The following is a 21,961-nucleotide window of genomic DNA, read 5'->3' as shown; positions in this document are numbered from 1 at the left end:
CCTGGACGACGATCTAGACCGGGGTCTCACTCCCGGAACGGAGATGATCGCGACAGCGGACCGTCTAGGCGACGATCGCGACGGAGGCACCCGGAAGGGTGAGACCCGCTCCGGCGGCGCCCGCTCCGGAGCGGTCGAGGTGCACGCCGGGGTCCGAGGCGAGGACCACGCGCGTGCCGGTGACGGGCGGGCGTGCCGCGCCGGTGCCGAGGTTCGCGGCGACCGTGAGCCGGCCACGGCGGACGACCAGCCAGCGCGCCTCCTCGTCGAAGGCGACGTTCACCTCGTTCAGGCGCGGGTCCGTCAGCTCCGGCGAGGCACGCCGGAGCGCGATCAGCGACCGGTGCCATTCGAGCAGCTCGCGGTGCCGGGGCTTGCCCGGTTCGGCCCAGTCGAGGATCGATCGCCGGTAGGTGTCCACAGCCTGTGGATCGGGAACCTCGCCCGCCCAGCCGTGCCGGCCGAACTCCCGCCGCCGGCCCTCACTGATCGCGCGGCCCAGCTCGGGCTCGACATGGTCGGTGAAGTAGCACCAGGGCGTGCCGGCCGCCCATTCCTCTCCCATGAACAGCATCGGGGTGAACGGCGAGGTCAGGACCAGCGCCGCGCCGACCTTGAGCAGACCGGGCGGCACGGTGGCGCCGATCCGGTCGCCCGTCGCCCGGTTGCCGACCTGGTCGTGGTTCTGGAGGTACGCCAGGAAGCGGTGGCCGGGAATCCTGTGCACGTCCACGGGCCGCCCGTGATGCCGGCCGCGGAACGTCGACCAGGTGCCGTCGTGAACGAACACCCGCGTGAGGGCCTTGGCAAGCGTCTCCATCGACCCGAAGTCGGAGTAGTAGCCCTGGCGCTCGCCGGTCAGCGCGGCGTGCAGGGCGTGGTGGAAGTCGTCGCTCCACTGCGCGTCGAGCCCGTGACCGCCCGCCTCCCGCGCGCTGACCAGCCGCGGGTCGTTGAGGTCGGATTCGGCGATCAGGAACAGCTCCCGGCCGAGGCTCGCGGAGAGCCCGTCCACCGCGATCGCCAGCTCCTCCAGGATGTGAACGGCCTGGCCATCGGCGATGGCGTGCACCGCGTCGAGGCGCAGCCCGTCGATGTGGTGGTCGCGCAGCCACATGAGCGCGTTCTCGACGACGAACGCCCGGACCTCGTCCGCACCCGCACGGTCGAAGTTCACCGCGTCACCCCAGGGCGTGGCGTAGAAGTCGGTGAAGTAGGGGCCGTAACTCCCCAGCCGGTTGCCGCTGGGCCCGAGGTGGTTGTAGACGACGTCCAGCACGACGGCCAGCCCGCGCCCGTGCGCCGCGTCGACGAAGCGTTTCAGCGCGTCGGGGCCGCCGTACGGCTCATGCACCGCCCACAAGTGAACGCCGTCGTAGCCCCACCCCTGCGTCCCCGGGAAAGAGGCCATCGGCATCAGTTCCACGGCGTCCACGCCGAGGGACACCAAGTGGTCGAGCTTGCCGATGGCCGCGTCGAGGGTGCCTTCGGGAGTGAACGTGCCGACGTGCAACTCGTACAGAACGCTGCCCCGCAGCGGCCGGCCCCGCCACCGCTGGTCCGTCCAGGGAAAGCGGTCGTGCTCGTACACTCGGCTCACGCCATGCGCCCCGTAGGGCTGCCAGAGGGAACGAGGGTCCGGCAGCACCTCATCAGCGTCGTCCAAGACGAAGCCGTAGTCCGTACCGTGACCGGCGTCAGCGACCTCGGCCTGCCAACGGCCCGCTCGTCCTCGCACAGGCCGCATCGCATGGCGTACGAGCTCAGTACCGCTGCCCGTCGCCAGCCGAACCCGTTCGGCGCCCGGCGCCCACACCTCGAACGTCATGGTCATCGATCACTCACTCGCGGGGATTCGATCGGGGATCAGCAGGGCCACCGGCAGCGGATCGAGCACCTCGGAGAGGGGCGGCCGCGGCCCCTGGTGCACCACGCCGGTCAGGACGTCGCGCCAGGCCTCGGCGGTGACCTCGACGGCGGTGCCGCCCCAGCCGCCGCGCCGCTCCAGCCCGGCGGGCAGCCGGGTCACCACGGTCACCGCCGCGCCGCGCCGGAACGCCACCGCGTGATCGGCGGCGGGACCGGCCACGGTCACCGGGTCGTACGCGCCGCCGAACCACTCCGGATGGTCGCGCCGCAGCCGCAACGCCCGCGCCGTCACCAGGAGCTTCTCGTCGTCCATGTCGCTCGGCCCGCGGCCGCTGTCGAGCCGCGTGAGCCGCGCACGCCGCCGCCCGTAGTCGACCGGCCGCCGGTTGTCGGGATCGACCAGCGACAGGCCGGTCAGCTCGCAGCCCTGGTAGACGTCCGGAACGCCCGGCATGGTGAGCTGGACGAGCTTCTGGCCGAGGCTGTTGACCCGGGCGTAGGGCGCGAGGCGCCCGACGAGGTCGGTGATGCTCCCGACCAGGTCCGCGTCCGCCAGGACCCGGCGGGCGTACGCGAGGACGGCCTCCTCGTACGTCGGGTCGCCGTCGACCCAGGACGTGCGGGTCTTGGCCTCCCTCATGGCCTTGGTCAGAAAGCCGGCCAGCCGGTCCTCGGTGACCGGCCACGCTCCGACGAGCGTCTGCCACAGCAGGTATTCCAGGTCCGGCTCCAGCGGGACCCCCTCGGGAAACCAGGTGTGCCAGTGCCGTACGGCCTCGGCCCACACCGCGGGCAGCTCGGCCAGCACCGCCAGCCGGGCACGCACGTCCTCCTGCCGCTTGGTGTCGTGCGTGGAGAGCGTCGTCATCGTGCGCGGCCAGTCGCGCGCGATCCTGCCGCAGAACGAGTGGAAGTCGGCCGCGCCCACCGAGAACCGCTCCGGGTCGCCGCCCACCTCGTTCAGCACCGCCATCCGCGACCAGCGGTAGAACGCGGTGTCCTCCACCCCCTTGGCGGCCAGCGGCGCCGACGTCTGCTGGAACCGCACCACGAACTCGTCGCCTTCGTCCTCTCCGTCCGGGCGATCCAGCCCTAGCGCGAGCCGCACGACCCTCTCCAGCAGCCCGTGCAGCTCCTCGGGCAGGTGAGCCCGCGCCGTCTGAGCGGCCTGGTCCAAGATTTCAGCCGCCTGCCCGGGTGCCCCCGCACGCTCCTCGCCGGGAACCACATAGGCGCGGTAGACGGGGACCGCGATCAGCAGCTCGAACAGCACCCGTTCCAAGGCCTCGGGCGACTCTGACGGCAGCGTCCTGCAGAGCACCTTGTGCAGCCGCGCCATCTCCGGACGCAGCCCGTGCTCCGCCACGTACCGCCGCGACGCGTTCTCCACCTCGGTGAACCCCGGCGGCCCGCCGGTGAACGAGACGTAGGCGTCGGTGAGCGGCTTCTCCCCGTCCGGATCGACGAACAGCCCGCCGACCATGCCGAGCGCGTCGTAGCCGGTCGTGCCCGCGCACCGCCAGTCGCCCGGAAGCTCCTCCTCACCCGTGGTGATCTTTTCGACCAGGACCCAGGCCGCGGGCGCCCGCGAGCCCAGCCGCCCCAGGTAGCCGCGCGGGTCGGCGAGCCCGTCCGGGTGGTCGACGCGCAGTCCGTCGACGAGCCCCTCGTCCACCAGCCGCAGCGTCAGGTCATGGGTGCGGTCGAAGACCTCGGGATCTTCCTGCCGCAATCCGATCAGCCCGGAGATGTCGAAGAACCGCCGGTAGTTGGGCTCGCCGTCCCACGGCAGCACGATCCGGCCGCCGCCGGCCTCCCAGTCGATGTCGAACCACCGCGCGTACGGCGAGGACGGGCCGTCCGCCAGCACCGCGGCCAGCGGCCGGTTGAGGTCCACCGGCATCGGCACGGCCATGTGGTTGGGAACGATGTCCACGAGCACCTTCAGGCCGTGCGCACGGTACCGCGCCACCATCGCCCGGAAGCCGTCCTCGCCGCCGAGCTCCGCCGCGAGCCGTTCGTGATCGATCACGTCGTACCCGTGCGTCGATCCGGGCGCCGCCCGCAGCACCGGCGACAGGTAGACGTGCGAGACGCCGAGCGCGACGAGGTACGGGGCGAGCGCCGCCGCCTCGGGGAAGCCGAACCTGCGGCCTGGTTCGTCACCGACCCCGCACAACTGCAGCCGGTACGTGCCGGCGGGGAACTCCGGGGGCTCAGACACGGCGCAACACCTGCACCGAACGCTGCTCGACCAGGACGGACTCACCGGCCTTGACGGCGGCACCCTGGTCCTCGGCGAGCATCGGATCAGCCGTGTCGATCACCTTGGCCCACATCCCCCCGTACCGCCCCGGCGGCAGCGTGAAGCTCAGATCCTCGTGGTGCGCGTTGAACATCAGCAGGAACGAGTCGTCGCGGATGTGCTCGCCGCGACGGCCGGGTTCGATGATCGCGTTGCCGTTCAGGAAGACCTGCATCGACTTGGCGAACGCGGCCGACCAGTCGGCCTCGGACATCTGCCGCCCTCCGGGAGTGAACCAGACCAGATCCTGGAGCTCGGTCTCCGCCCGCATGACGCGCTTGCCCTGGAAGAAGCGGCGGCGCCGGAACACCGGATGCTTGGCGCGCAGCCGCGACAGCCGCCGCACGAAGTCCTGCAGCGGGAAGTGCACGAGCAGGTCGTCCCAGTTGACCCAGGTCAGCTCGTTGTCCTGGCAGTAGGCGTTGTTGTTGCCGCGCTGCGTACGGCCGAGCTCGTCACCGTGCGACAACATCGGGACGCCCTGCGACAGGAACATGGTCGCGAGAAGGTTGCGCTTCTGCCGTTCGCGCAGGGACAGGACCTCAAGATCCTCGACCATGCCCTCGTACCCGCAGTTCCACGAACGGTTGTCGTCGGTGCCGTCCCGGTTGGCCTCGCCGTTGGCGTCGTTGTGTTTGACGTTGTACGAGACGAGGTCGTTGAGCGTGAAGCCGTCGTGGCAGGTGACGAAGTTGATCGAGGCGAACGGCTTGCGGCCGTCCTCGGCGTACAGGTCGCTCGACCCGGCCAGGCGCGACGCGAACTCCGGCATCGTCGCGGGCCGGCCGCGCCAGAAGTCCCGCACCGTGTCGCGGTACTTGCCGTTCCACTCCGACCACAACGGCGGGAAGTTGCCGACCTGGTAGCCGCCCTCGCCCACGTCCCACGGCTCGGCGATCAGCTTGACCTGCGAGACCACCGGGTCCTGCTGAACGAGATCGAAGAACGCCGACAGCCGGTCCACCTCGTGGAACTGCCGGGCCAGCGTGGCCGCGAGGTCGAACCGGAACCCGTCGACGTGCATCTCGGTGACCCAGTACCGCAGCGAATCCATGATCATCTGGAGGACGTGGGGGCTCCGCATGAGCAGGCTGTTACCCGTGCCCGTCGTGTCCATGTAGAACCGCGGATCGTCGTCGACCAGCCGGTAGTACGAGGCGTTGTCGAGCCCCCGGAACGACAGCGTCGGCCCCAGGTGGTTGCCCTCGGCGGTGTGGTTGTAGACGACGTCGAGGATGACCTCGATCCCGGCCTCGTGCAGGGCCTTGACCATGGCCTTGAACTCCAGCACCTGCTCGCCGCGCTGGCCGCCGGCGGAGTAGTCGTTGTGCGGGGCGAAGAAGCCGATCGTGTTGTAGCCCCAGTAGTTGCGCAGGCCCCGTTTGAGCAGGAAGTCGTCGTGCACGAACTGGTGCACCGGCATGAGCTCGACCGCGGTGATCCCGAGATCGCGGAAGTAGTCGATCATCACCGGATGCCCCAGCGCCGCGTACGTCCCCCGCGCCTCCGGCGGGACCTCGGGATGGCGCATCGTGAGGCCCTTCACATGGGCCTCGTAGATCACCGTCTCGTGGTACGGGGTGCGCGGCGGCCGGTCGTCCCCCCAGTCGAAGTACGGACTGACCACCACCGACCGCATGGTGTGCGGCGCCGAGTCGAGATCGTTGCGCGACCAGGGGTTCCCGAAGTCGTAGCCGAAGCAGGACTCGTGCCAGCTCACCTTGCCCTCGATGGCCATCGAGTACGGGTCGAGCAGGAGCTTGCTCGGATTGCAGCGGTGGCCCTCCCGCGGCTCGTACGGCCCGTGCACCCGGTAGCCGTAGCGCTGCCCCGGCATGATCCCCGGCAGGTACCCGTGCCAGACGAAGGCGTCCACCTCCGGCAGCGGGATGCGCGACTCCGTCCCGTCCTCGAACAGGCACAGCTCCACGCGGTCCGCGGCCTCGGCGAAGACGGCGAAGTTGGTGCCCGCGCCGTCGAAATGAGCTCCCAGGGGGTAAGCGTCGCCGGGCCAAACGTCCGCCATGTCGTTCGCCTTCCAGGCCGAGGGGTCCTAGTCGCGAACGGATGCTTCCCCATGAGGGTTGGCTCACACCGAAAGGGAGGCTACTGGCCAGATCGGACATTCCTGGGTACCGTTAGGCTTGCCTAACCTTATTGAGGCTGCCCTAACGAGAAAGGCCCCAGGCTCATGTACGTCTGCATCTGCAACGCCGTCACAGAGGACGACGTACGCGGCTGTATGGCGGACGGCTGCAGGACCGCCAAGGACGTCAAGACGGCCTGCGGCATGAAGCCTGGTTGTGGCTCCTGCACCAAGCGTCTGCACGCGATGGTCAGCGAGTACCGGACCGCCAGCGACCTGGTGGACGCCATGACCGGCGGCCCCCTCCCGCTGGAGGTCGTTCCGGAGCAGCCTCTCGTACCGGAAATGGCCGAGAGAGGGAGCACCGTCACGACCGCCGCCTGAGCCGCGTCCCCCGGGCACCCGCCCCGACCGTGATCGAGAAAACACGCGCCGGGCGGGCCCTAGTGCTGTCCACATCGATCCGGACATGGAAGCATGGGCGATATGGAAGGCGACAAGGACATCATCGCGCTGCTCAACGAGCAGCTCACCGCGGAGCTCACCGCGATCAACCAGTACTTCCTGCATGCCAAGATGCAGGACAACTGGGGCTTCACCCGCCTGGCCAAGCACAGCCGCGAAGAGTCCATCGAGGAGATGAAGCACGCGGAGCGGCTGACCGACCGCATCCTCTTCCTCGACGGGCTCCCGAACTACCAGAAGCTCAACACCCTCAAGATCGGCCAGACCGTCGTCGAGACGCTGAAGGCGGACCTGGAGCTGGAGATGGAGGCGGTCGCCCGCCTGCGCCCCGGCATCGAGCTCATGCGCTCCCGCGGCGACGTCACCTCGGCCCGGATCTTCGAGGACATCCTCGCCAACGAGGAGGAGCACGTCGACTACCTGGAGACCGAGCTGGCCCTGGTCAAGGCGCTAGGCGAGCAGAACTACCTGCTCCGCCTGACCGAAGGCCCCGGCGAAAGCATCTCCGAACCAGTCTGAATTCATTGCTTTCGCGGCCTCTGGTTGTCGCCTGGCGGCTCCAACCCGAACCGCAAAGCGGCTGCCAAGCGAAGCTTGTCCTTTGGAAGGGCGGTTGGGTGGGGGGTGTAGCGGGAGGGCGACATCGCTTCGCGATCTTCGCGGGAAGCTTCGCCTCCGGCTCGCTCCCCACTCAGGTAGCGCGTTCGCTGCGACACTTGATCAAGCCGAGAATGCATGACGGCGGCTGAGACCCTCTCCGCCGTTGGGCCGCTTGTGTTTCAGCCCCTCGCCACCACGGTGGCGAGGGGCTTTCAACGAGGCTTGGCATCGGCCTCAGTGTGCCCCGCAGGCATGACGCCCACCTCAGTGTGCGACGCAAGCGCGCGGCGCTGAGCGGGGAGCGAGCCGCAGGCGAAGCTCCCCGCGAAGATCGCGAAGCGATGTCGTGCTTGCCGCTTTTGCGGTTCGGGGTCCGAGCCGCCAGGCGAGGACCTCGAGGCCGCGAAAGCCTATCTACGCAACGCCCATTCGACTGCGGGGCAGCGGTCCATGACCACGTCCAGGCCTGCTTCCTGGGCGCGTTCGGCGGCGGCTTCGTCGATCACGTCCAGGGGGAGCCAGACGGCCTTGGCTCCGGCGGCGATCGCCTCGTCCACGACCGCGCCCGCGTATTCGGCTCGCCGGTAGACGCCGACGACATCGATGGGGCCCTCCGCGGCGGGGATGTCGGCCAGTGACGCGTAGCCCGGCTCGTTCAGCACGGTCCGTCCGTCCGGATGGACGGGAATGATCCTTTTGCCGCGTTGCTGGAGGAGCCGCGCCTGGGTGTGGACCTCGCGGGCGGGGTTGTCTCCCAGGCCCACGAACGCCCACGTCCTCGTCTCGTTCAGCAGCCGCCGGATCACCGCCGGGTCAGCGTAGTCAGCCATGTCCACGACAACATCACCGTCCGCATCAGGATTCCGGCGGGACGGAACGGACCGTCAGCAGGTCGCCCGGCTGGCAGCCGAGGACCTCGCAGATCCGGGTCAGGGTGGTGAAGCGGATCGCCTTGGCACGCCCGTTCTTGAGGATCGAGAGGTTCACCACGGTGACCCCGACCTGGGCCGAGAGTTCTGCGAGGGTCATCCCGCGCCGCTCCAGCATCGTGTCGAGGTGCACCTCGACGGCGTGCTCGTCCATCACACCGTGCCTTCGAGGTCTTCGTGCATCCGCACGCCGACCTCCAGGATCCGGGCGACGGTCAGCAGGCCGACGCCTGTGACGATCAGCGTCCACGGGATGGCGGCGGTCACGGTGGCGACCAGTTCGGGGCCGTCCTTGAACATCCGCTGGGCCAGCGCCCAGTGCGCCGTGCGTTCGCAGATCACGGCCACGGCGCCACCGCCCCCGACCCACCAGCCGATGAAGCGCAGCCGCCGGGCGTTGACCCGGCTGAACGGGCCGAACCGCATGGCGGCGCGGACGAGCCGCCAGAGCAGCACCAGGGCGCCGGTGTACACCAGGAAGGAGGGGAGCCGGGTGGCCACGTGGAGCGCCTGCAATCCCGGGCCCGCGTCGTCCTGGCAGACGTCCAGCTCGGTCATGGAGAGCCGTACCCCCGGCTTCAGGAAGGGCGGCAGGCTCTCCTGATCGGGGATGTAGGCGCCGGGCCGTCCGGTCACGCAGACCGACGAGTCGCCCAGTCCGAGCAGGCTGCCGCTCCCGAAGGCGGTGGTCAGGCCGAAGACGACCACGATGCCCGCCACCAGGGCCAGCATGAAGCTGATGATCGTCGCGAAGGGCTCGAAGAGGTTGGCGTACCTGGGGGGCTGGTCGGTGGACTTGAGGCGCATGGCTGCCTCCATATCGAAAGTCGATGCTATCGTTATTCGATAACATCGACTTTCGATATGTCAACGGCCGGGTGCGGCCACGGGTCAGGGGACCTGGGGGCGGCCGAGGGCTCGGTAGTTCCAGCCCGCGGCGCGCCAGCGTTCGGGGTCCAGGGCGTTGCGGCCGTCCAGGATGTTCTTCTCGGCCACGACGGCCCCGAGCTCCGCGGGGTCCATGTCGCGGAACTCCGGCCACTCGGTCAGCAGGAGCACCACGTGCGCGCCCTTGGCCGCCTCCAGGGCGGAGCCGCCGAACGTGAGGTCGGGCTGGGCGCCCCGGGCGTTGTCCATCGCCTGCGGGTCGTACACGGTCACCGTGGCGCCCTGCCCGCGGATGGACGCGGCCACGTCGAGGGCGGGCGAGTCGCGGATGTCGTCGGAGTTGGGCTTGAACGCCGCGCCGAGGACGCCGACCGTACGGCCGATGAACGAGCCGCCGAGCTGGTGGCGGGCCAGATCGACCATGCGGATCCGGCGGCGGATGTTGATCTCGTCCACCTCGCGCAGGAACGTCAGGGCCTGGTCGGCGCCGAGCTCACCGGCCCGGGCCATGAACGCGCGGATGTCCTTGGGCAGGCAGCCGCCCCCGAACCCCAGCCCCGCTCCCAGGAACTTGCCGCCGATGCGGTCGTCGTAGGACAGCGCCTCGGAGAGTTTGGTCACGTCGGCGTGCGCGGCCTCGCAGACCTCGGCCATCGCGTTGATGAACGAGATCTTGGTGGCCAGGAAGGCGTTGGCGGAGACCTTCACCAGCTCGGAGGTCGGGTAGTCGGCGACGATGAACGGCGTGCCCGCGGCCAGCATCGGCGCGTACACCGCTCGGAGCACCTTCTCGGCGTGGTCGGCGGCGCCCTGGTCGCCGGGCACGCCGATGACGATCCGGTCCGGGTGCAGGGTGTCCTGGACGGCGAAGCCCTCACGGAGGAACTCCGGGTTCCAGGCGAGCACCGCGTCGCCGGCCGCTGGGGCCCGCCGGGCGATGCGTTCGGCCAGCCGTTCCGCGGTGCCCACGGGCACGGTGGACTTGCCGACGATCAGGCACGGCCGCCGGAGCAGCGGCGCCAGCGCGTTGACGGCCTCGTCCACGTACGTCAGGTCGGCCGCGTACTCGCCGAGCTTCTGGGGCGTGCCCACGCACAGGAAGTGCACGTCACCGAACTCGGCGATCTCGTCGTAGGACGTGGTGAAGCGAAGCCGCCCGTTCTCCAGGTTCCGCCGCAGCACGGGTTCGAGCCCGGGCTCGTAGAACGGGAGATCGCCCGCGGACAGCCGCGCGATCTTGCGTTCGTCGACGTCGAGACCGATGACCTCGAAACCCAGATCCGCCATGCAGGCCGCGTGGGTGGCGCCCAGATATCCGGTTCCGATCACCGTGAGGCGATGGGCCACGGTGTCTCCTCTCGACTTCTTCCTGCTAGACCGGGGGAGTGTACCGGCCGGTAGCATGCGTGTTATGAGTCCCGACTTTCCCACGTACGCCCCGTCCGAGGAGCAGGAGCTCCTCCGCCGGACGGTCCGCGAGCTCGCCGATGCCAAGATTGCCCCGCATGCAGCGGAGGTCGACGAGGATTCCCGCTTCCCCCAGGAGGCCCTGGACGCGCTGGTGCAGAACGAGTTGCACGCGGTGCACGTCCCGGAGGCGTACGGGGGCGCCGGTGCCGACGCCCTGGCCACCGTGATCGTGATCGAGGAGGTGGCCCGCGCCTGCGCCTCCTCCTCGTTGATCCCGGCTGTCAACAAGCTCGGCACGGTGCCGATCCTGTTGTCGGGTTCCGAAGAGCTGAAGAAAAAGTATCTGAATCCCGTTGCCAAGGGCGAGGCGATGTTCTCCTACGCCCTGTCGGAGGCTGAGGCCGGGTCCGACGCCGCGGGCATGAAGACCCGGGCCGTCCGTGACGGAGATCACTGGGTCCTCAACGGCGCCAAGATGTGGATCACTAACGCCGGGGTGTCGGACTACTACACGGTGATGGCCGTCACCGACCCTGCCGCCGGGACTCGCGGCATCTCCGCCTTCGTCGTCGAGAAGTCCGACGAGGGCGTCTCGTTCGGTCCCAAGGAGAAGAAGCTCGGGATCAAGGGCTCACCCACCCGCCAGGTCATCCTGGAGAACGTCCGCATCCCCGCCGACCGCATCATCGGCGCGGAGGGCACCGGCTTCAAGACCGCGCTCGCCACCCTCGACCACACCCGCATCACCATCGCCGCGCAGGCCCTCGGCATCGCCCAGGGCGCGCTCGACTACGCCGTCGGCTACGTCAAGGAGCGCAAGCAGTTCGGCAAGGCGATCGCCGACTTCCAGGGCGTGCAGTTCATGCTCGCCGACATGGCCATGCGCCTCGAAGGCGCCCGCCAGCTCACCTACCACGCCGCCATCAAGTCCGAGCGCGCCATGCACGGCGACAAGGTCCCCGACCTGACCTTCGTCTCGTCCGCCTGCAAGTGCCTCGCCTCCGACGTCGCCATGGACGTCACCACCGACGCCGTCCAGCTCCTCGGCGGCTACGGCTACACCCGCGAGTTCCCCGTCGAACGCATGATGCGCGACGCCAAGATCACCCAGATCTACGAGGGCACCAACCAGATCCAGCGCATGGTCATGGCCCGCCAGCTCCTCAAGTAGCCGCGATCGGCGCCTCCGCCGGCACGGCGCTCCGATTCCCGGTAATTGCAACAAAGGTTGCCGGACGGATCGGATGATCACATCCTGGGCGGCGGAGGTGATCGTTGCGCGGCCGCGTTCGCGATCAATCTTGACCTGGTGGACGAGGAGGTCGAGCGGGCCCTGGCCTCATAGGGACGGCAGGAGGCGGGACGGGGTGATGGGGAGGTCGCGCACGCGGACGCCGGTGGCGTGGTGGACGGCGTTGGCGACGGCCGCGGCGGCGCCGACGATGCCGATCTCGCCGATGCCCTTCGCCCCCATCGGGTTCAGGTGCCGGTCCTCCTCGTCGAGCCAGACCGCCTCCAGCCCGCGGACGTCGGCGCAGACCGGCACGTGGTACTGCGCGAGGTCGTGGTTGAGGAAGCCGCCGAACTCGCGGTCCGTGGTGCTCTCCTCCATGAGCGCCATGCCCAGCCCCATGATCATGCCGCCGAGGAGCTGGGAGCGCGCGGTCACGGGGTTGACGATCCGCCCGGCGGCGAAGACGCCCAGCATGCGGGGCACGCGGATCTCTCCGGTGTCGATGTCGACGCTGACCTCGACGAAGTGGGCGCCGAACGCGTGGCGGGCGTACTTCTCCTCGGCCTTCAGCTCGTCCTCGGTGCCGACGGTGACCTCGACGCCCTCCGGCGGTACGGGCACGTCCAGCTCGGCCAGGAGGGCCTCGCAGGCGCGGTGCACGGCGGTGCCCCAGCTCATGGTGCCCGTCGAACCGCCCGCGAGGGAGGCCCTGGGCAGATCGCTGTCGCCGATCTCGACCGTGACCCGGTCCGGCTCGGCCTTGAGCGCCTCGGCGGCGATCACCGTGAGGGCGGTGCGGGCGCCGGTGCCGATGTCGGCGGCGGCGATGCGGATGGTGAAGCGGCCGTCCGGCTCGGCGCGCGCCGTGGCCTCGTTGGGTTCCCGGTTCACCGGATACGTGGCGGACGCGACGCCCGTGCCGACGAGGGTGCGGCCTTCGCGGCGGGCGCAGGGCATGGGATCGCGATCGGCCCACCCGAAACGTTCGGCGCCTTCGCGCAGGCACGCCACCAGGTTGCGGGAGCTCCACGGCGAGCCGTCCTCCGGGGACGTCTCCGGCTCGTTGCGGACGCGCAGCTCGACGGGGTCGATCCCGGTCGTGACGGCCAGCTCGTCCATCGCCGATTCCAGGGCCCACATGCCCGGGCACTCGCCGGGCGCGCGCATCCACGAGGGCGAGGGCACATCGAGCCTGACGAGCCGGTGGGCGGCCCGGCGGTGCGGCGCCCGGTACATGATCCGCATGGGCTTGGTCGCCCCCTCGTCGAAGTCGCGGATCGTCGACGCCTGCTGGGTCACCTCGTGCACGATCGTGGTCAGCGTGCCGTCGGCGTCGGCGCCGAGCCGCACCCGCTGGATCGTCGGCGTCCGGTAGCCGGTCATCGGGAACATCTGCTGCCGGGTGAACGCCAGCTTCACCGGCCGTCCCACCGCGCGGGCGGCCATCGCGGCCAGGACGACGGTCGGGCGTGGCGTGCCCTTGGAGCCGAAGCCGCCGCCCACGTGCGGCGAGACGACGTGCACCCGGGCCGGGTCGAGGTCGAAGATCTGGGCGAGCGCGTCCCGCACGGTCGTCGAGCCCTGGTTGGAGTCGTGGACGGTGAGCTCGTCACCGTCCCACGCCGCGAGCGTGGCGTGCGGTTCCATCGGGTTGTTGTGCTCGGCGGGGGTCGTGTACGTCGCGTCGACCGAGACGGCGGCCCCGGCGAACGCGGTCTCCGGGTCGCCCTGCTCGATGTCGACGGAGAAGTCGGAGTCGTCAGAGTCGTCAGATGCGTCCTCCAGGAGAACGTGGTGGTCCTCGGCCCGGTAGCCGATCCGCAGCCGGGCCGCGGCGGCACGGGCCGTCTCCAGGCTCTCGGCGACCACGGCCGCGACCAGCTGTCCCCGGTAGGCGACCCTGCGGGACTGGAAGACCTCCAGCTCGGCGTCGTCGACCGACTGCAGCTTCGGCGCGTTCTCGCACGACAGCACCGCCAGGACGCCGGGCAGCGCCAGCACCTCCTCGGCGCCGACGGATTCGATCTCACCGCGCGCGACCGTCGCCGCCACGGCCACCACGTTCGCGGCGTTCTCGACCGGATACTCGACCGCGTAACGGGCGGCGCCGGTCACCTTGGCGCGGGCCTCCACCCGTTCCAGCGACCTCATGACTCATCCCCCTGTTCGGACGCCGTCAGCTCGGACAGCGTGCGTACGATCAGATTGGTCGCGAGCGGCACCTTGAAGCCGTTGTCGCGAAGCGGCCGCGCGGCCTCCAGCTCGGCCTGCGCGGCGCGCAGGTAGCTCGCCTCGGTGGCCGGGGCGCCGCGCAGCAGTTCCTCGGCGCGCCGGGCCCGCCAGGGCCGGTGCGCGACGCCGCCGAGCGCCACCCGGCAGTCGCGGACCGTGCCGTCCGCGATGTCCAGCGCGACGGCGACCGAGACGAGCGCGAACGCGAACGAGGCGCGTTCACGGACCTTGCGGTAACGCGACGCCATACCGAGCGGCGGCGTCTGGATGCCGGTGATGAGATCGCCGAGCTCCAGCGTCGTGTCGCGGGACGGGTCGTCGCCGGGCAGGCGGTAGAGGTCGCTCAGCGGAACGCCGCGCTCGCCCGCACTCCCGAGCACCCGGACGGACGCGTCGAGCGCCGTGAGCGCCACCGCCATGTCGGACGGATGGGTGGCGACGCAGTGCGGGGAGTGGCCCAGGATCGCGAGGTTGTGGTGTTCGCCCTCGCGGGCCGGGCAGCCGCTCCCGGGATCGCGCTTGTTGCAGGGCTTGGTGACGTCCTGGAAGTAGGAGCAGCGTGTGCGCTGGAGCAGGTTGCCGCCGACGGTCGCCTTGTTGCGGATCTGCCCGGACGCGCCGGCCAGCACGGCCTCCGCGAGCACGGGGTAGCGGTCGCGGACGGTCCGGTCGGCGGCCAGGTCGCTGTTGCAGACCGCGGCGCCGATGAACAGCCCGCCGCCGTTCTCCTCGATCCGGTCGTACGGCAGCCGGGTGACGTCGATGAGCTTGGCGGGCCGCTCGACCCCGAGCCGCATCAGATCGACCAGGTTGGTGCCGCCACCCAGGTAGTGCGTGTCGCCGTCGTGCAGGGAGACGGCCTCGTCCGCGCTCTGCGCGCGTGCGTAGGCGAACGGCCTCATCGCCCGCCCCCGTGCCCAGCGGCCTCCCGGACGGCGGCGACGATGTTGGGGTACGCGCCGCAGCGGCAGATGTTGCCGCTCATCCGTTCGCGGATCTCGTCCTCGTCGAGCTCGGGCTGGGCGGCCACGTCCGGCGTGACCACGCTCGGCCAGCCCCGCGCCACCTCGTCGAGGACCGCGGTCGCCGAGCACAGCTGGCCCGGCGTGCAGTAGCCGCACTGGAAGGCGTCCCGTTCGACGAACGCGGCCTGCATCGGGCTGAGCTCGCCGCCGTCGGCGAGACCCTCGACGGTCACGATGTCGGCGCCGTCGTGCGCGACCGCGAGCGCCAGGCAGCCGTTCGCCCGCCGCCCGCCGACCAGGATCGTGCAGGCGCCGCACTGGCCGTGGTCGCAGCCCTTCTTCGTCCCCGTGAGCCCGAGCTCCTCGCGCAGCACGTCCAGCAGGGACGCCCGGGTGTCGACCGCGAGCCGATGCTCGCGCCCGTTGACGATCAAGGTGATCTCGGCGTGCACCGGCGGCTCGGCCGAGGTGTTCGTGCTGTTCATAGGACGCTCCTACCCTGGATCACATGCTCGATTCCGTGGCTGTTCACGTGTTCTCCCAGGTACGGCGGCCCATCACGTAGGTCGCCTTGACGGCGCGTTCGTCGCCGAGCATCGCCAGCGCGAAGAGCCGTTCGACGAGGTCGCCGGCGGTACCGGTGCGGCGTTCGAGCACCGGGGTCGCCGCGAAGTCCAGGACGACGAAGTCCGCCTCGCCACCGGGCTGGAAGCCGCCGATCCGGTCCTCCAGGCACAGCGCCTCCGCGCCGCCCCGCGTGGCCAGATAGAAACCGCGCAGGGCCGGCAGGTGGTCGCCTTGCAACGCCATCACCTTGTACGCCTCGTTCATGGTTTCGAGCATCGAGAAACTGGTTCCGGCGCCGACGTCCGTTCCGAGCCCCACGCGTACACCTGCCCTACGCGTCCGCTCCAACGGGAACAGGCCGCTCCCGAGGAAGAGATTGGACGTGGGGCAGAACGCGACGCCGGCCTGACGGGCCTTCAGCACCTGCCAGTCCTGCCCGCCGCCGGCACTGGTCCGGTAGACGTCGTCCGGCCAGAGGCAGTGCGCCCAGACGCTCCGCGGCCCGACCAGACCGCACTTGTCGTACACGTCCAGATATGAACGCGGCGTGAGAGCGGCGAATCGTTCGAGCACCGTGTCGACCTCGTCCTTGGTCTCCGCGAGGTGGGACTGCGCCCAGACGGGCTGCCCGCGGTCCGCGTACTCCTGGAAGAGGCGGCCGGCCATCCGCAGCAACTCCAGGGTCGAGGTCGGCCCGAAGCGCGGCGTGATCGCATAAAGGCATCGGCCCTTGCCATGCCACGCGTCGATCAGCTCGCGGCAGTCCTGCTCGGCCTGCTGGACGCTCGGGTCGAGGTAGTCGTCGGGAACGGGGCCGCCCTCGGCGTGGCCGCCCGCGTCCATGAGCACCTTTCCGGCCACCATGCGCAGGTCACGCTCGTGCGCGGCGGCGAAGAAGGCGCCGGTGGAGGAGGCGAAGGTCGTGGTGTGCACGCACGCGGTCGTGGTTCCGGCCGCCAGCAGCCGGTCGAGGAAGTCTCCGGCGGCCTGGCGCGCGTACTCCTCGTCGGCGAACCTGCGCTCGGCCGGGTAGACATGACGCTCCAGCCAGTCCCGCAGATCGCCGCCCGGACTCGCGATCGCGTCGATCTGGCCCGAATGGACGTGCGCGTCCACGAACCCCGGCAGGATCAGGTCGTCGCGGTAGTCCTGGACGGCCTCGTCGCGGAGTCGTCCGGGCAGCTCCGCCCACGGCGTCACCCGGTCGACCAGCCCCTCGTCGGTGACGACCAGCGCGCCGTCGTCGAGCAACCGGGCGTTCGCGGGGTCGGCGGCGGGATCTCCGGTGAAGTGCAGGACGATGCCGCGGTAGGCCTTCACCCGTTCAGTCCCGCCGTGCCGTCAGCGGTTCGGCGATCTCCTCCAGGCCCTTGCGTTCCGCCTTGATCCCGAGGATCGCCTCCACCAGCCCGGCCGCGATCATCAGCAGCGCGCCGATGCAGAACGCGAGGGCGGTGTCGCGCGGCACGCCGCTGCCGACCAGCGTCGAGAAGATCAGCGGGCCGCTGATGCCGCCGGCCGCGGTGCCGATCGCGTAGAAGAACGCGATGGCGAGCGCGCGGGTCTCCATCGGAAAGATCTCGCTGACCGTCAGGTACGCGGAGCTGGCGCCGGCCGACGCGAAGAACAGCACCACGCACCAGCACGCGGTCAGGGTCACCGCGGTCAGCACCCCGGCGTCGAACAACCAGGCCGTGCCGAGCAGCAGGACGCCGGAACCGATGTAGCAGCCGCTGATCATGGGCTTGCGGCCGACCGAGTCGAACAGCGGCGCCAGCAGGAGCGGCCCGAGGAAGTTGCCGAACGCGATCACCGCGTAGAAGTAGCCGGTGTGGGTGTCGATGTCGTAGAACGACGTCAGGATGTCGGCGTAGCCGAACGTGATCGCGTTGTAGAGGAACGCCTGCCCGATGAAGAGCGAGAAGCCGAGGATCGCCCGCCGGGGGTAGCGCCGCCAGAGCGTGGAGGCGATCTCGCCGAAGCCCACGCTCGTGCGCTGCTGGATGACCATGCTCTTGCCCGGCTTCGCCAGGGACTCGCCGGTGTCCTTCTCGACCTCGCGTTCCACGCCGCCGACCAGGTCCTCGGCCTGTTTCGTACGGCCGTGGATGATCAGCCAGCGCGGGCTCTCCGGCACGTGCCGCCGGACGACCAGGATCAGCAGCCCCAGCACCACGCCCAGGCCGAACGCCGCGCGCCAGCCGACGCCGACCGGCAGCAGCGTGAGGACCGGCACGGTGAGCAGCGCGCCGCCGGCCGCGCCGAGCCAGTAGCTGCCGTTGATGATGATGTCGATGCGCCCGCGGTGCCTGCTCGGGATCAGCTCGTCCACCGCCGAGTTGATGGCCGCGTACTCGCCGCCGATGCCGAGCCCGGTGATGAACCGGCACAGGAAGAACCACCAGGGCGTCCACGACAGCGAGGTGAGCGCCGTGCCGGCCAGATAGACGGCCAGCGTGATCATGAAGAGCTTCTTGCGGCCGAACCGGTCGGTGAGCCACCCGAAGAACAGCGCGCCGGTACAGGACCCGGCCACGTAGATGGCGGCGCCGAGCCCGGAGACCTGCTGGGCCGTGATGTCGAGGCCGCTGCCGGGCTTGGCCAGCTGCGGGGCCAGGTTGCCGACGATGGTGACCTCAAGGCCGTCCAGGATCCAGACGGTCCCGAGACCGACGACGATCATGAGATGCCAGCGCGACCAGGGCAGCCGGTCCAGCCTCGCCGGGATCTCGGTCCGAACGCGGTCGGTCATCACGTCGGTCATGGCGACTCCCCACGTTCGCTCGACGACATGCACGCCGCTGCGTATCTCGTCGATCCAGAGTCGATCAAACCTCGTCTGACCGGGAGGGGTGTGTCTGCTTAACGACCTTTGACCTGGATGGCCTGGCCTAGCGGAGGCGGTATCTGTCCAGGTATGCGGCGGTTCGACGGGTCTGTGCGCGGGCCTGTTCCTGCCCGTGCTCGCGGTCGTGCTCGCGAGCGAAACGGCGTTCCCGATCGTGACCCGCCGTGCGCTCGCGCCCGGAGCCACGTCCGGGTCCACGGTCGCGCTCGCGGTCACGCCCGCGCTCATGGCCGGACCCACGGTCGCGCCCAGGCCCGCGGACGGGCCCACGGCCGCGCTCGCGCTCAAGACCGCGCTCAAGACCGCGCTCAAGACCGCGCCCGCCCTCGCGTTCACCGGTGTGCTCGCGCGGGTTCTCGTCGCGGTGGGCACCGGCCTCGTCGGCGTTCGCGGGCGTGGGCCTGGAGGCGATCCCGGCGGCCCGGCGCAGCCGCATCCGTGCCTGGCGGAGAGCGTCGGCCTGGCGCGGCGCCAGGTGGCGCTCCGCCGTGTCGCGCCGCCGCCGCCACTGCTCGCGGGCACGCGCGCGGTGCTCGGCGCGCAGCTGGTCGGTCAGGCGGTCGAGTTGCGTGACGACCTCCCCGTAGAGCGGCCACTGGAGATCGTTCACGGGGCGCCTGCGCAGCATCGCGAAGAACTGGTCGCGAAGCCCGCGCGCGGCCGCCACGTGGTGTTCGAGCTCCCGCTCGGCGTCGACGGGCTGGGCGTTGCGGCGCAGGTCGGATCGGGCCAGCCGGCCGTACGCGACGATGCTCGCGGCGACCTCGCCCAGCGTGTCGGCGAGCTGGTCACGGATCTCGGGCTCGTGGATGAGCTGGTCGCCGGTCTCGACCTTCGCGCTGTCGACCAGGGCGCGGGCCAGCCCGCGCAGCGAGAGCGTGAAGTGCTCCATCGTCTCCACGGCGTTGCGCAGCGCCACGCCCGCGTCGATCAGCTGGCGGGCGCGCGGGTTGAGCCGGACGCTCTCCTCGGCGGCGTCGAGCGCCTCGTCCGCCCGGCCGATGTCGTGGAACAGCCCCTGCGACTCCCTGAGCCAGTGGTCGGCGTCGGTCTCCGAGGGCCCGCGCCGCAGGTCGTCGGCCATGCTCGTCACCAGCGTGCACAGCCGGTGGCTGAGATCCTGCACGGCCTCCTCGGCGGGCCGTACCCGGATTGACGGCACCGCCACGGTCGCCACCAGGCCGACGGCGGAGCCGATCAGCGTCTCCACCACCCGCTCGGTCGCGCCCGCGCCGGTCGCCGCGCCCAGCGCGTAGATCAGCATCGCGGAGATCGGGACCTCCAGCATGTGGTCGCCCAGGCGCAGCACATGGCCGAGCACCAGCGCGGCCAGGATGCTCAGCCCGAGGCTCCACCACGAGAAGCCGACGAGCCCGGCGAAGAGCAGCGCGATCACCACGCCCGAGGTCACCGCCGCCACCCGGGTGATGCCGGACTTGATCGTCTCGTACACCGAGTGCTGGACGACGAGCAGCGCGGTCAGCGGCGCCAGCAGCGGCGCGGGGCTCTCGGCGGGAAGGAGCCAGAGCGCCAGCAGGTACGCGGCCATGGCCGTGAGCGTGAGCCGCGCGATCCGGTAGACGGTGGACTGCGTCTCGGTGGCCACCCGCAGGGGCGGCCGTCCGGAACGAGGAAAGATGGTCTGGAACGTTCGCAAGGGCATAGACCTGTGTTAATACGATCCAGGGGCGGACGAATTCCTCTTTCCGGCAAACCTTCAGCAAAACGCCCGAACGTGCCCTACGTGGGTGAACTCCGACACGCCGGTCGGGCCGCCTCCGGCGCGCTACCTGCAGCTTGGCTACCTGCAGAGCTTGGCTACTTGCAGAGCTTGGACGTCGCCGTCCCGGTCTCCAGGGCGGAGTTCGACGGGGCGCCGGGCGTGGCGGGCTTCTTGACCTTGACCTTCTGGGCGCCCTTCCAGTTCGCGCCGACCAGGACCTGCACGCGCGAGCCGAGCGAGTCGACCTGCTTGATCTTGGCGCCGGGAATGGCGGCGGCCAGGGTCGCCGCCGAGTCCTTGCGGCCCGGGCCGTACTGGATCACCGTGCTCGCCAGGCCCCGGCGCGCGACGCCCTGGACGACGGTGACGTTGAAGCCGGCCTTCTCCAGGTCGCCCCCCGCGCGGCGCGCCAGCCCCGGCGTGCCGACGGCGTTGCGCACGAGGACCTGGATGTCGCCGGGCGGCACGGTCGGTGCGTTCCGGTCCTGCGGGGTCGCGCTGGGCGCGGGCTTGGGCGGCTCGACGAGCGGCTGGTCGCGCTTGATCCGGCCGAACAGCTCCCGGGCGCGGTTCTGGTCCCACAGCACGGTCGACTGCGGGCTCGGCGCGTTCCACAACATCGTGTTGTGGCCCGGGTCGGACAGCGGGATCTTGGCGAACGTGACGTGGTCGGTCGACAGGTTCTTCATCTGGTCGGCGAGCTTGGGCAGGTTCTTGGCGAGCTTCTCGTCCACCGTCAGCGACTTGAGCGCCGCGTTGAGGAACTTGGTCGACTTCACCGGGTCGCTCAGCGTCTTGCTGCTGAGGGCCTGCTTCATCATCGCCGACATGAACTGCTGCTGCCGGTCGATGCGGCCGAGGTCGGTGCCCCCGGTCAGGGAGTAGCGCGCACGGGCGAAGCTCAGGGCCTTGAGCCCGTCCAGATGGGACTTGCCCGCGGCCAGCTTGAGGCCGCTCTTGCGGTCGTCGATGGGCTCCTCGGTGCACACGTCGACGCCGCCGAGCGCGTCGACCATGCTCACGAAGCCGTAGAAGTTGACCTCGATGAGGTGGTCGATCGAGACGTTGGTGGCCTGCTTGATCGTGTCGACCATGAGATCACGGCCGCCGAACTGGTAGGCCCAGGTGAGCTTGCCGGCGCGGGCCGGCACCTTGCTGCCCTTCGCGCCCTCCGAACCGTTGGACTTGTGCGCGGGGATCGTCACGTACGAGTCGCGCGGAAGGTTGACGACGGTGACGCGATCATGGTTACGGGAGACGTGCACCAGCAGCATCGTGTCGGAGCGTTCGCCCGGCTCGTTGCCCAGGCGCGCGGCCTTCTGCTGCGCGCGGGTGAGCCCCTCGCGGCGGTCGACGCCGGCGACCAGGATGTTCATGGCGCCCTTCGGGGCGTCCTTGTCCTTGCCGAGCCCGCCGACCTTGACCTTGTCGATGGCGCTGGTGACGTAGTTCTGGAAGCCCCAGGCGCCGCCCGCGGTCAGCAGCACGAACGCCGACATGGTGCCGGTCAGCATCAGGAAGCGGCGCTGCCGCCGGGCGCTCATCGCGGCCCGGGGGCTGAGGCCCGGCCCGGGCCGGCGCGGGCCGCGCGGGGTCTCGACCGCCACGCGGGGCGCGGGCGTGCCGTCGACGGTGACGCCCTCGATGCCGTCCTCGCCGTCCTCGTGATCGCCCTCCGCCGCGCCGTCGCCCGGGCGGGGCCGGAAGTACCGCTCGAACGGATCGGCGTCCTTGCCGGAGTCCCTGCCGGCGTCGTGACCGTCAGCCATGCTGGCCGCCGCCCCCTCCCGAGACCGAATCGGCGTCGTCTGACGCGCGTCGTCACCACCTTAAAGTGGGG

17 protein-coding genes are annotated in these 21,961 nt (G+C 70.4%); 3 read left to right on the top strand and 14 right to left on the bottom strand.

The annotated features are described in order from the left end of the window. Positions 1-64 precede the first annotated feature (64 nt). From treZ to glgX, 3 genes are read right to left on the bottom strand one after another with little or no spacing between them, the layout of a single operon-like run. Positions 65-1,834 (bottom strand): malto-oligosyltrehalose trehalohydrolase, encoded by a 1,770-nt coding sequence (gene treZ, locus ABD333_RS34920; protein ID WP_344546823.1) that lies wholly within the window; start codon positions 1,832-1,834, stop codon positions 65-67. A 3-nt stretch (positions 1,835-1,837) separates the two neighbouring features. Then, positions 1,838-4,093 (bottom strand): malto-oligosyltrehalose synthase, encoded by a 2,256-nt coding sequence (treY, locus tag ABD333_RS34915; protein WP_344546822.1) that lies wholly within the window; start codon positions 4,091-4,093, stop codon positions 1,838-1,840. Beyond that, complete coding sequence (glgX, locus tag ABD333_RS34910; RefSeq protein ID WP_344546821.1) at positions 4,086-6,200, bottom strand: glycogen debranching protein GlgX; 2,115 nt, start codon at positions 6,198-6,200, stop codon at positions 4,086-4,088. Before glgX ends, treY begins: the two co-directional genes overlap by 8 nt. A gap of 165 nt (positions 6,201-6,365) precedes the next feature. Between glgX and ABD333_RS34905 the strand changes: the two genes are divergently transcribed. Next, on the top strand, positions 6,366-6,644 hold the full coding sequence (locus tag ABD333_RS34905; RefSeq protein ID WP_344546820.1) for a (2Fe-2S)-binding protein: 279 nt from the start codon (positions 6,366-6,368) through the stop codon (positions 6,642-6,644). A 102-nt stretch (positions 6,645-6,746) separates the two neighbouring features. Then, positions 6,747-7,244, top strand: a complete 498-nt coding sequence (bfr, locus tag ABD333_RS34900; protein WP_344546904.1) for a bacterioferritin — start codon at positions 6,747-6,749, stop codon at positions 7,242-7,244. Between the two features lie 491 nt (positions 7,245-7,735). On the opposite strand, the gene ABD333_RS34895 is transcribed toward bfr, so the two are convergent. The 4 genes from ABD333_RS34895 to ABD333_RS34880 form a co-directional block, all read right to left on the bottom strand. Beyond that, a complete protein-coding gene (locus ABD333_RS34895) occupies positions 7,736-8,155 on the bottom strand; it encodes a CoA-binding protein (RefSeq protein WP_344546819.1) in 420 nt (139 codons plus the stop codon). A 25-nt stretch (positions 8,156-8,180) separates the two neighbouring features. Beyond that, positions 8,181-8,408 (bottom strand): helix-turn-helix domain-containing protein, encoded by a 228-nt coding sequence (locus tag ABD333_RS34890; RefSeq protein ID WP_344546818.1) that lies wholly within the window; start codon positions 8,406-8,408, stop codon positions 8,181-8,183. Next, positions 8,408-9,061: a DUF2975 domain-containing protein gene (locus ABD333_RS34885; RefSeq protein ID WP_344546817.1), complete on the bottom strand. Its 654-nt coding sequence runs from the start codon at positions 9,059-9,061 to the stop codon at positions 8,408-8,410. Before ABD333_RS34885 ends, ABD333_RS34890 begins: the two co-directional genes overlap by 1 nt. A gap of 84 nt (positions 9,062-9,145) precedes the next feature. Continuing rightward, complete coding sequence (locus tag ABD333_RS34880) at positions 9,146-10,489, bottom strand: UDP-glucose dehydrogenase family protein (protein WP_344546816.1); 1,344 nt, start codon at positions 10,487-10,489, stop codon at positions 9,146-9,148. Between the two features lie 64 nt (positions 10,490-10,553). Here ABD333_RS34880 and ABD333_RS34875 point away from each other — a divergent pair, with 64 nt between their 5' ends. Then, complete coding sequence (locus ABD333_RS34875; protein WP_344546815.1) at positions 10,554-11,723, top strand: acyl-CoA dehydrogenase; 1,170 nt, start codon at positions 10,554-10,556, stop codon at positions 11,721-11,723. 168 nt (positions 11,724-11,891) lie between these two features. Here the strand turns inward: ABD333_RS34875 and ABD333_RS34870 are convergent, their stop codons facing one another. The 7 genes from ABD333_RS34870 to ABD333_RS34840 all read right to left on the bottom strand — a co-directional run bounded on the left by ABD333_RS34870 (position 11,892) and on the right by ABD333_RS34840 (position 21,890). Then, entirely contained in the window at positions 11,892-13,937 is a 2,046-nt protein-coding gene (locus tag ABD333_RS34870) for a xanthine dehydrogenase family protein molybdopterin-binding subunit (RefSeq protein WP_344546814.1), read from the bottom strand. After that, positions 13,934-14,920, bottom strand: coding sequence for an FAD binding domain-containing protein (locus ABD333_RS34865; protein WP_344546813.1), 987 nt, complete (start codon positions 14,918-14,920; stop codon positions 13,934-13,936). Before ABD333_RS34865 ends, ABD333_RS34870 begins: the two co-directional genes overlap by 4 nt. Beyond that, positions 14,917-15,468, bottom strand: coding sequence for a 2Fe-2S iron-sulfur cluster-binding protein (locus tag ABD333_RS34860; RefSeq protein ID WP_344546812.1), 552 nt, complete (start codon positions 15,466-15,468; stop codon positions 14,917-14,919). Before ABD333_RS34860 ends, ABD333_RS34865 begins: the two co-directional genes overlap by 4 nt. A gap of 43 nt (positions 15,469-15,511) precedes the next feature. Continuing rightward, positions 15,512-16,870 (bottom strand): guanine deaminase, encoded by a 1,359-nt coding sequence (gene guaD / locus ABD333_RS34855; protein ID WP_344546811.1) that lies wholly within the window; start codon positions 16,868-16,870, stop codon positions 15,512-15,514. 4 nt (positions 16,871-16,874) lie between these two features. Beyond that, on the bottom strand, positions 16,875-18,314 hold the full coding sequence (locus tag ABD333_RS34850) for an MFS transporter (protein ID WP_344546810.1): 1,440 nt from the start codon (positions 18,312-18,314) through the stop codon (positions 16,875-16,877). A 127-nt stretch (positions 18,315-18,441) separates the two neighbouring features. Beyond that, a complete protein-coding gene (locus ABD333_RS34845; RefSeq protein ID WP_344546809.1) occupies positions 18,442-20,061 on the bottom strand; it encodes an aromatic acid exporter family protein in 1,620 nt (539 codons plus the stop codon). A 155-nt stretch (positions 20,062-20,216) separates the two neighbouring features. Continuing rightward, positions 20,217-21,890: an LCP family protein gene (locus ABD333_RS34840; protein ID WP_344546808.1), complete on the bottom strand. Its 1,674-nt coding sequence runs from the start codon at positions 21,888-21,890 to the stop codon at positions 20,217-20,219. Between the last annotated feature and the right edge of the window lie 71 nt (positions 21,891-21,961).

It is taken from the genome of Actinomadura fulvescens (assembly GCF_039533225.1).
Classification (GTDB): Bacteria; Actinomycetota; Actinomycetes; order Streptosporangiales; family Streptosporangiaceae; genus Spirillospora; species Spirillospora fulvescens.
Note: the sequence above shows the minus strand (reverse complement) of the source record. Positions and strands in the feature narration are given on the sequence as shown.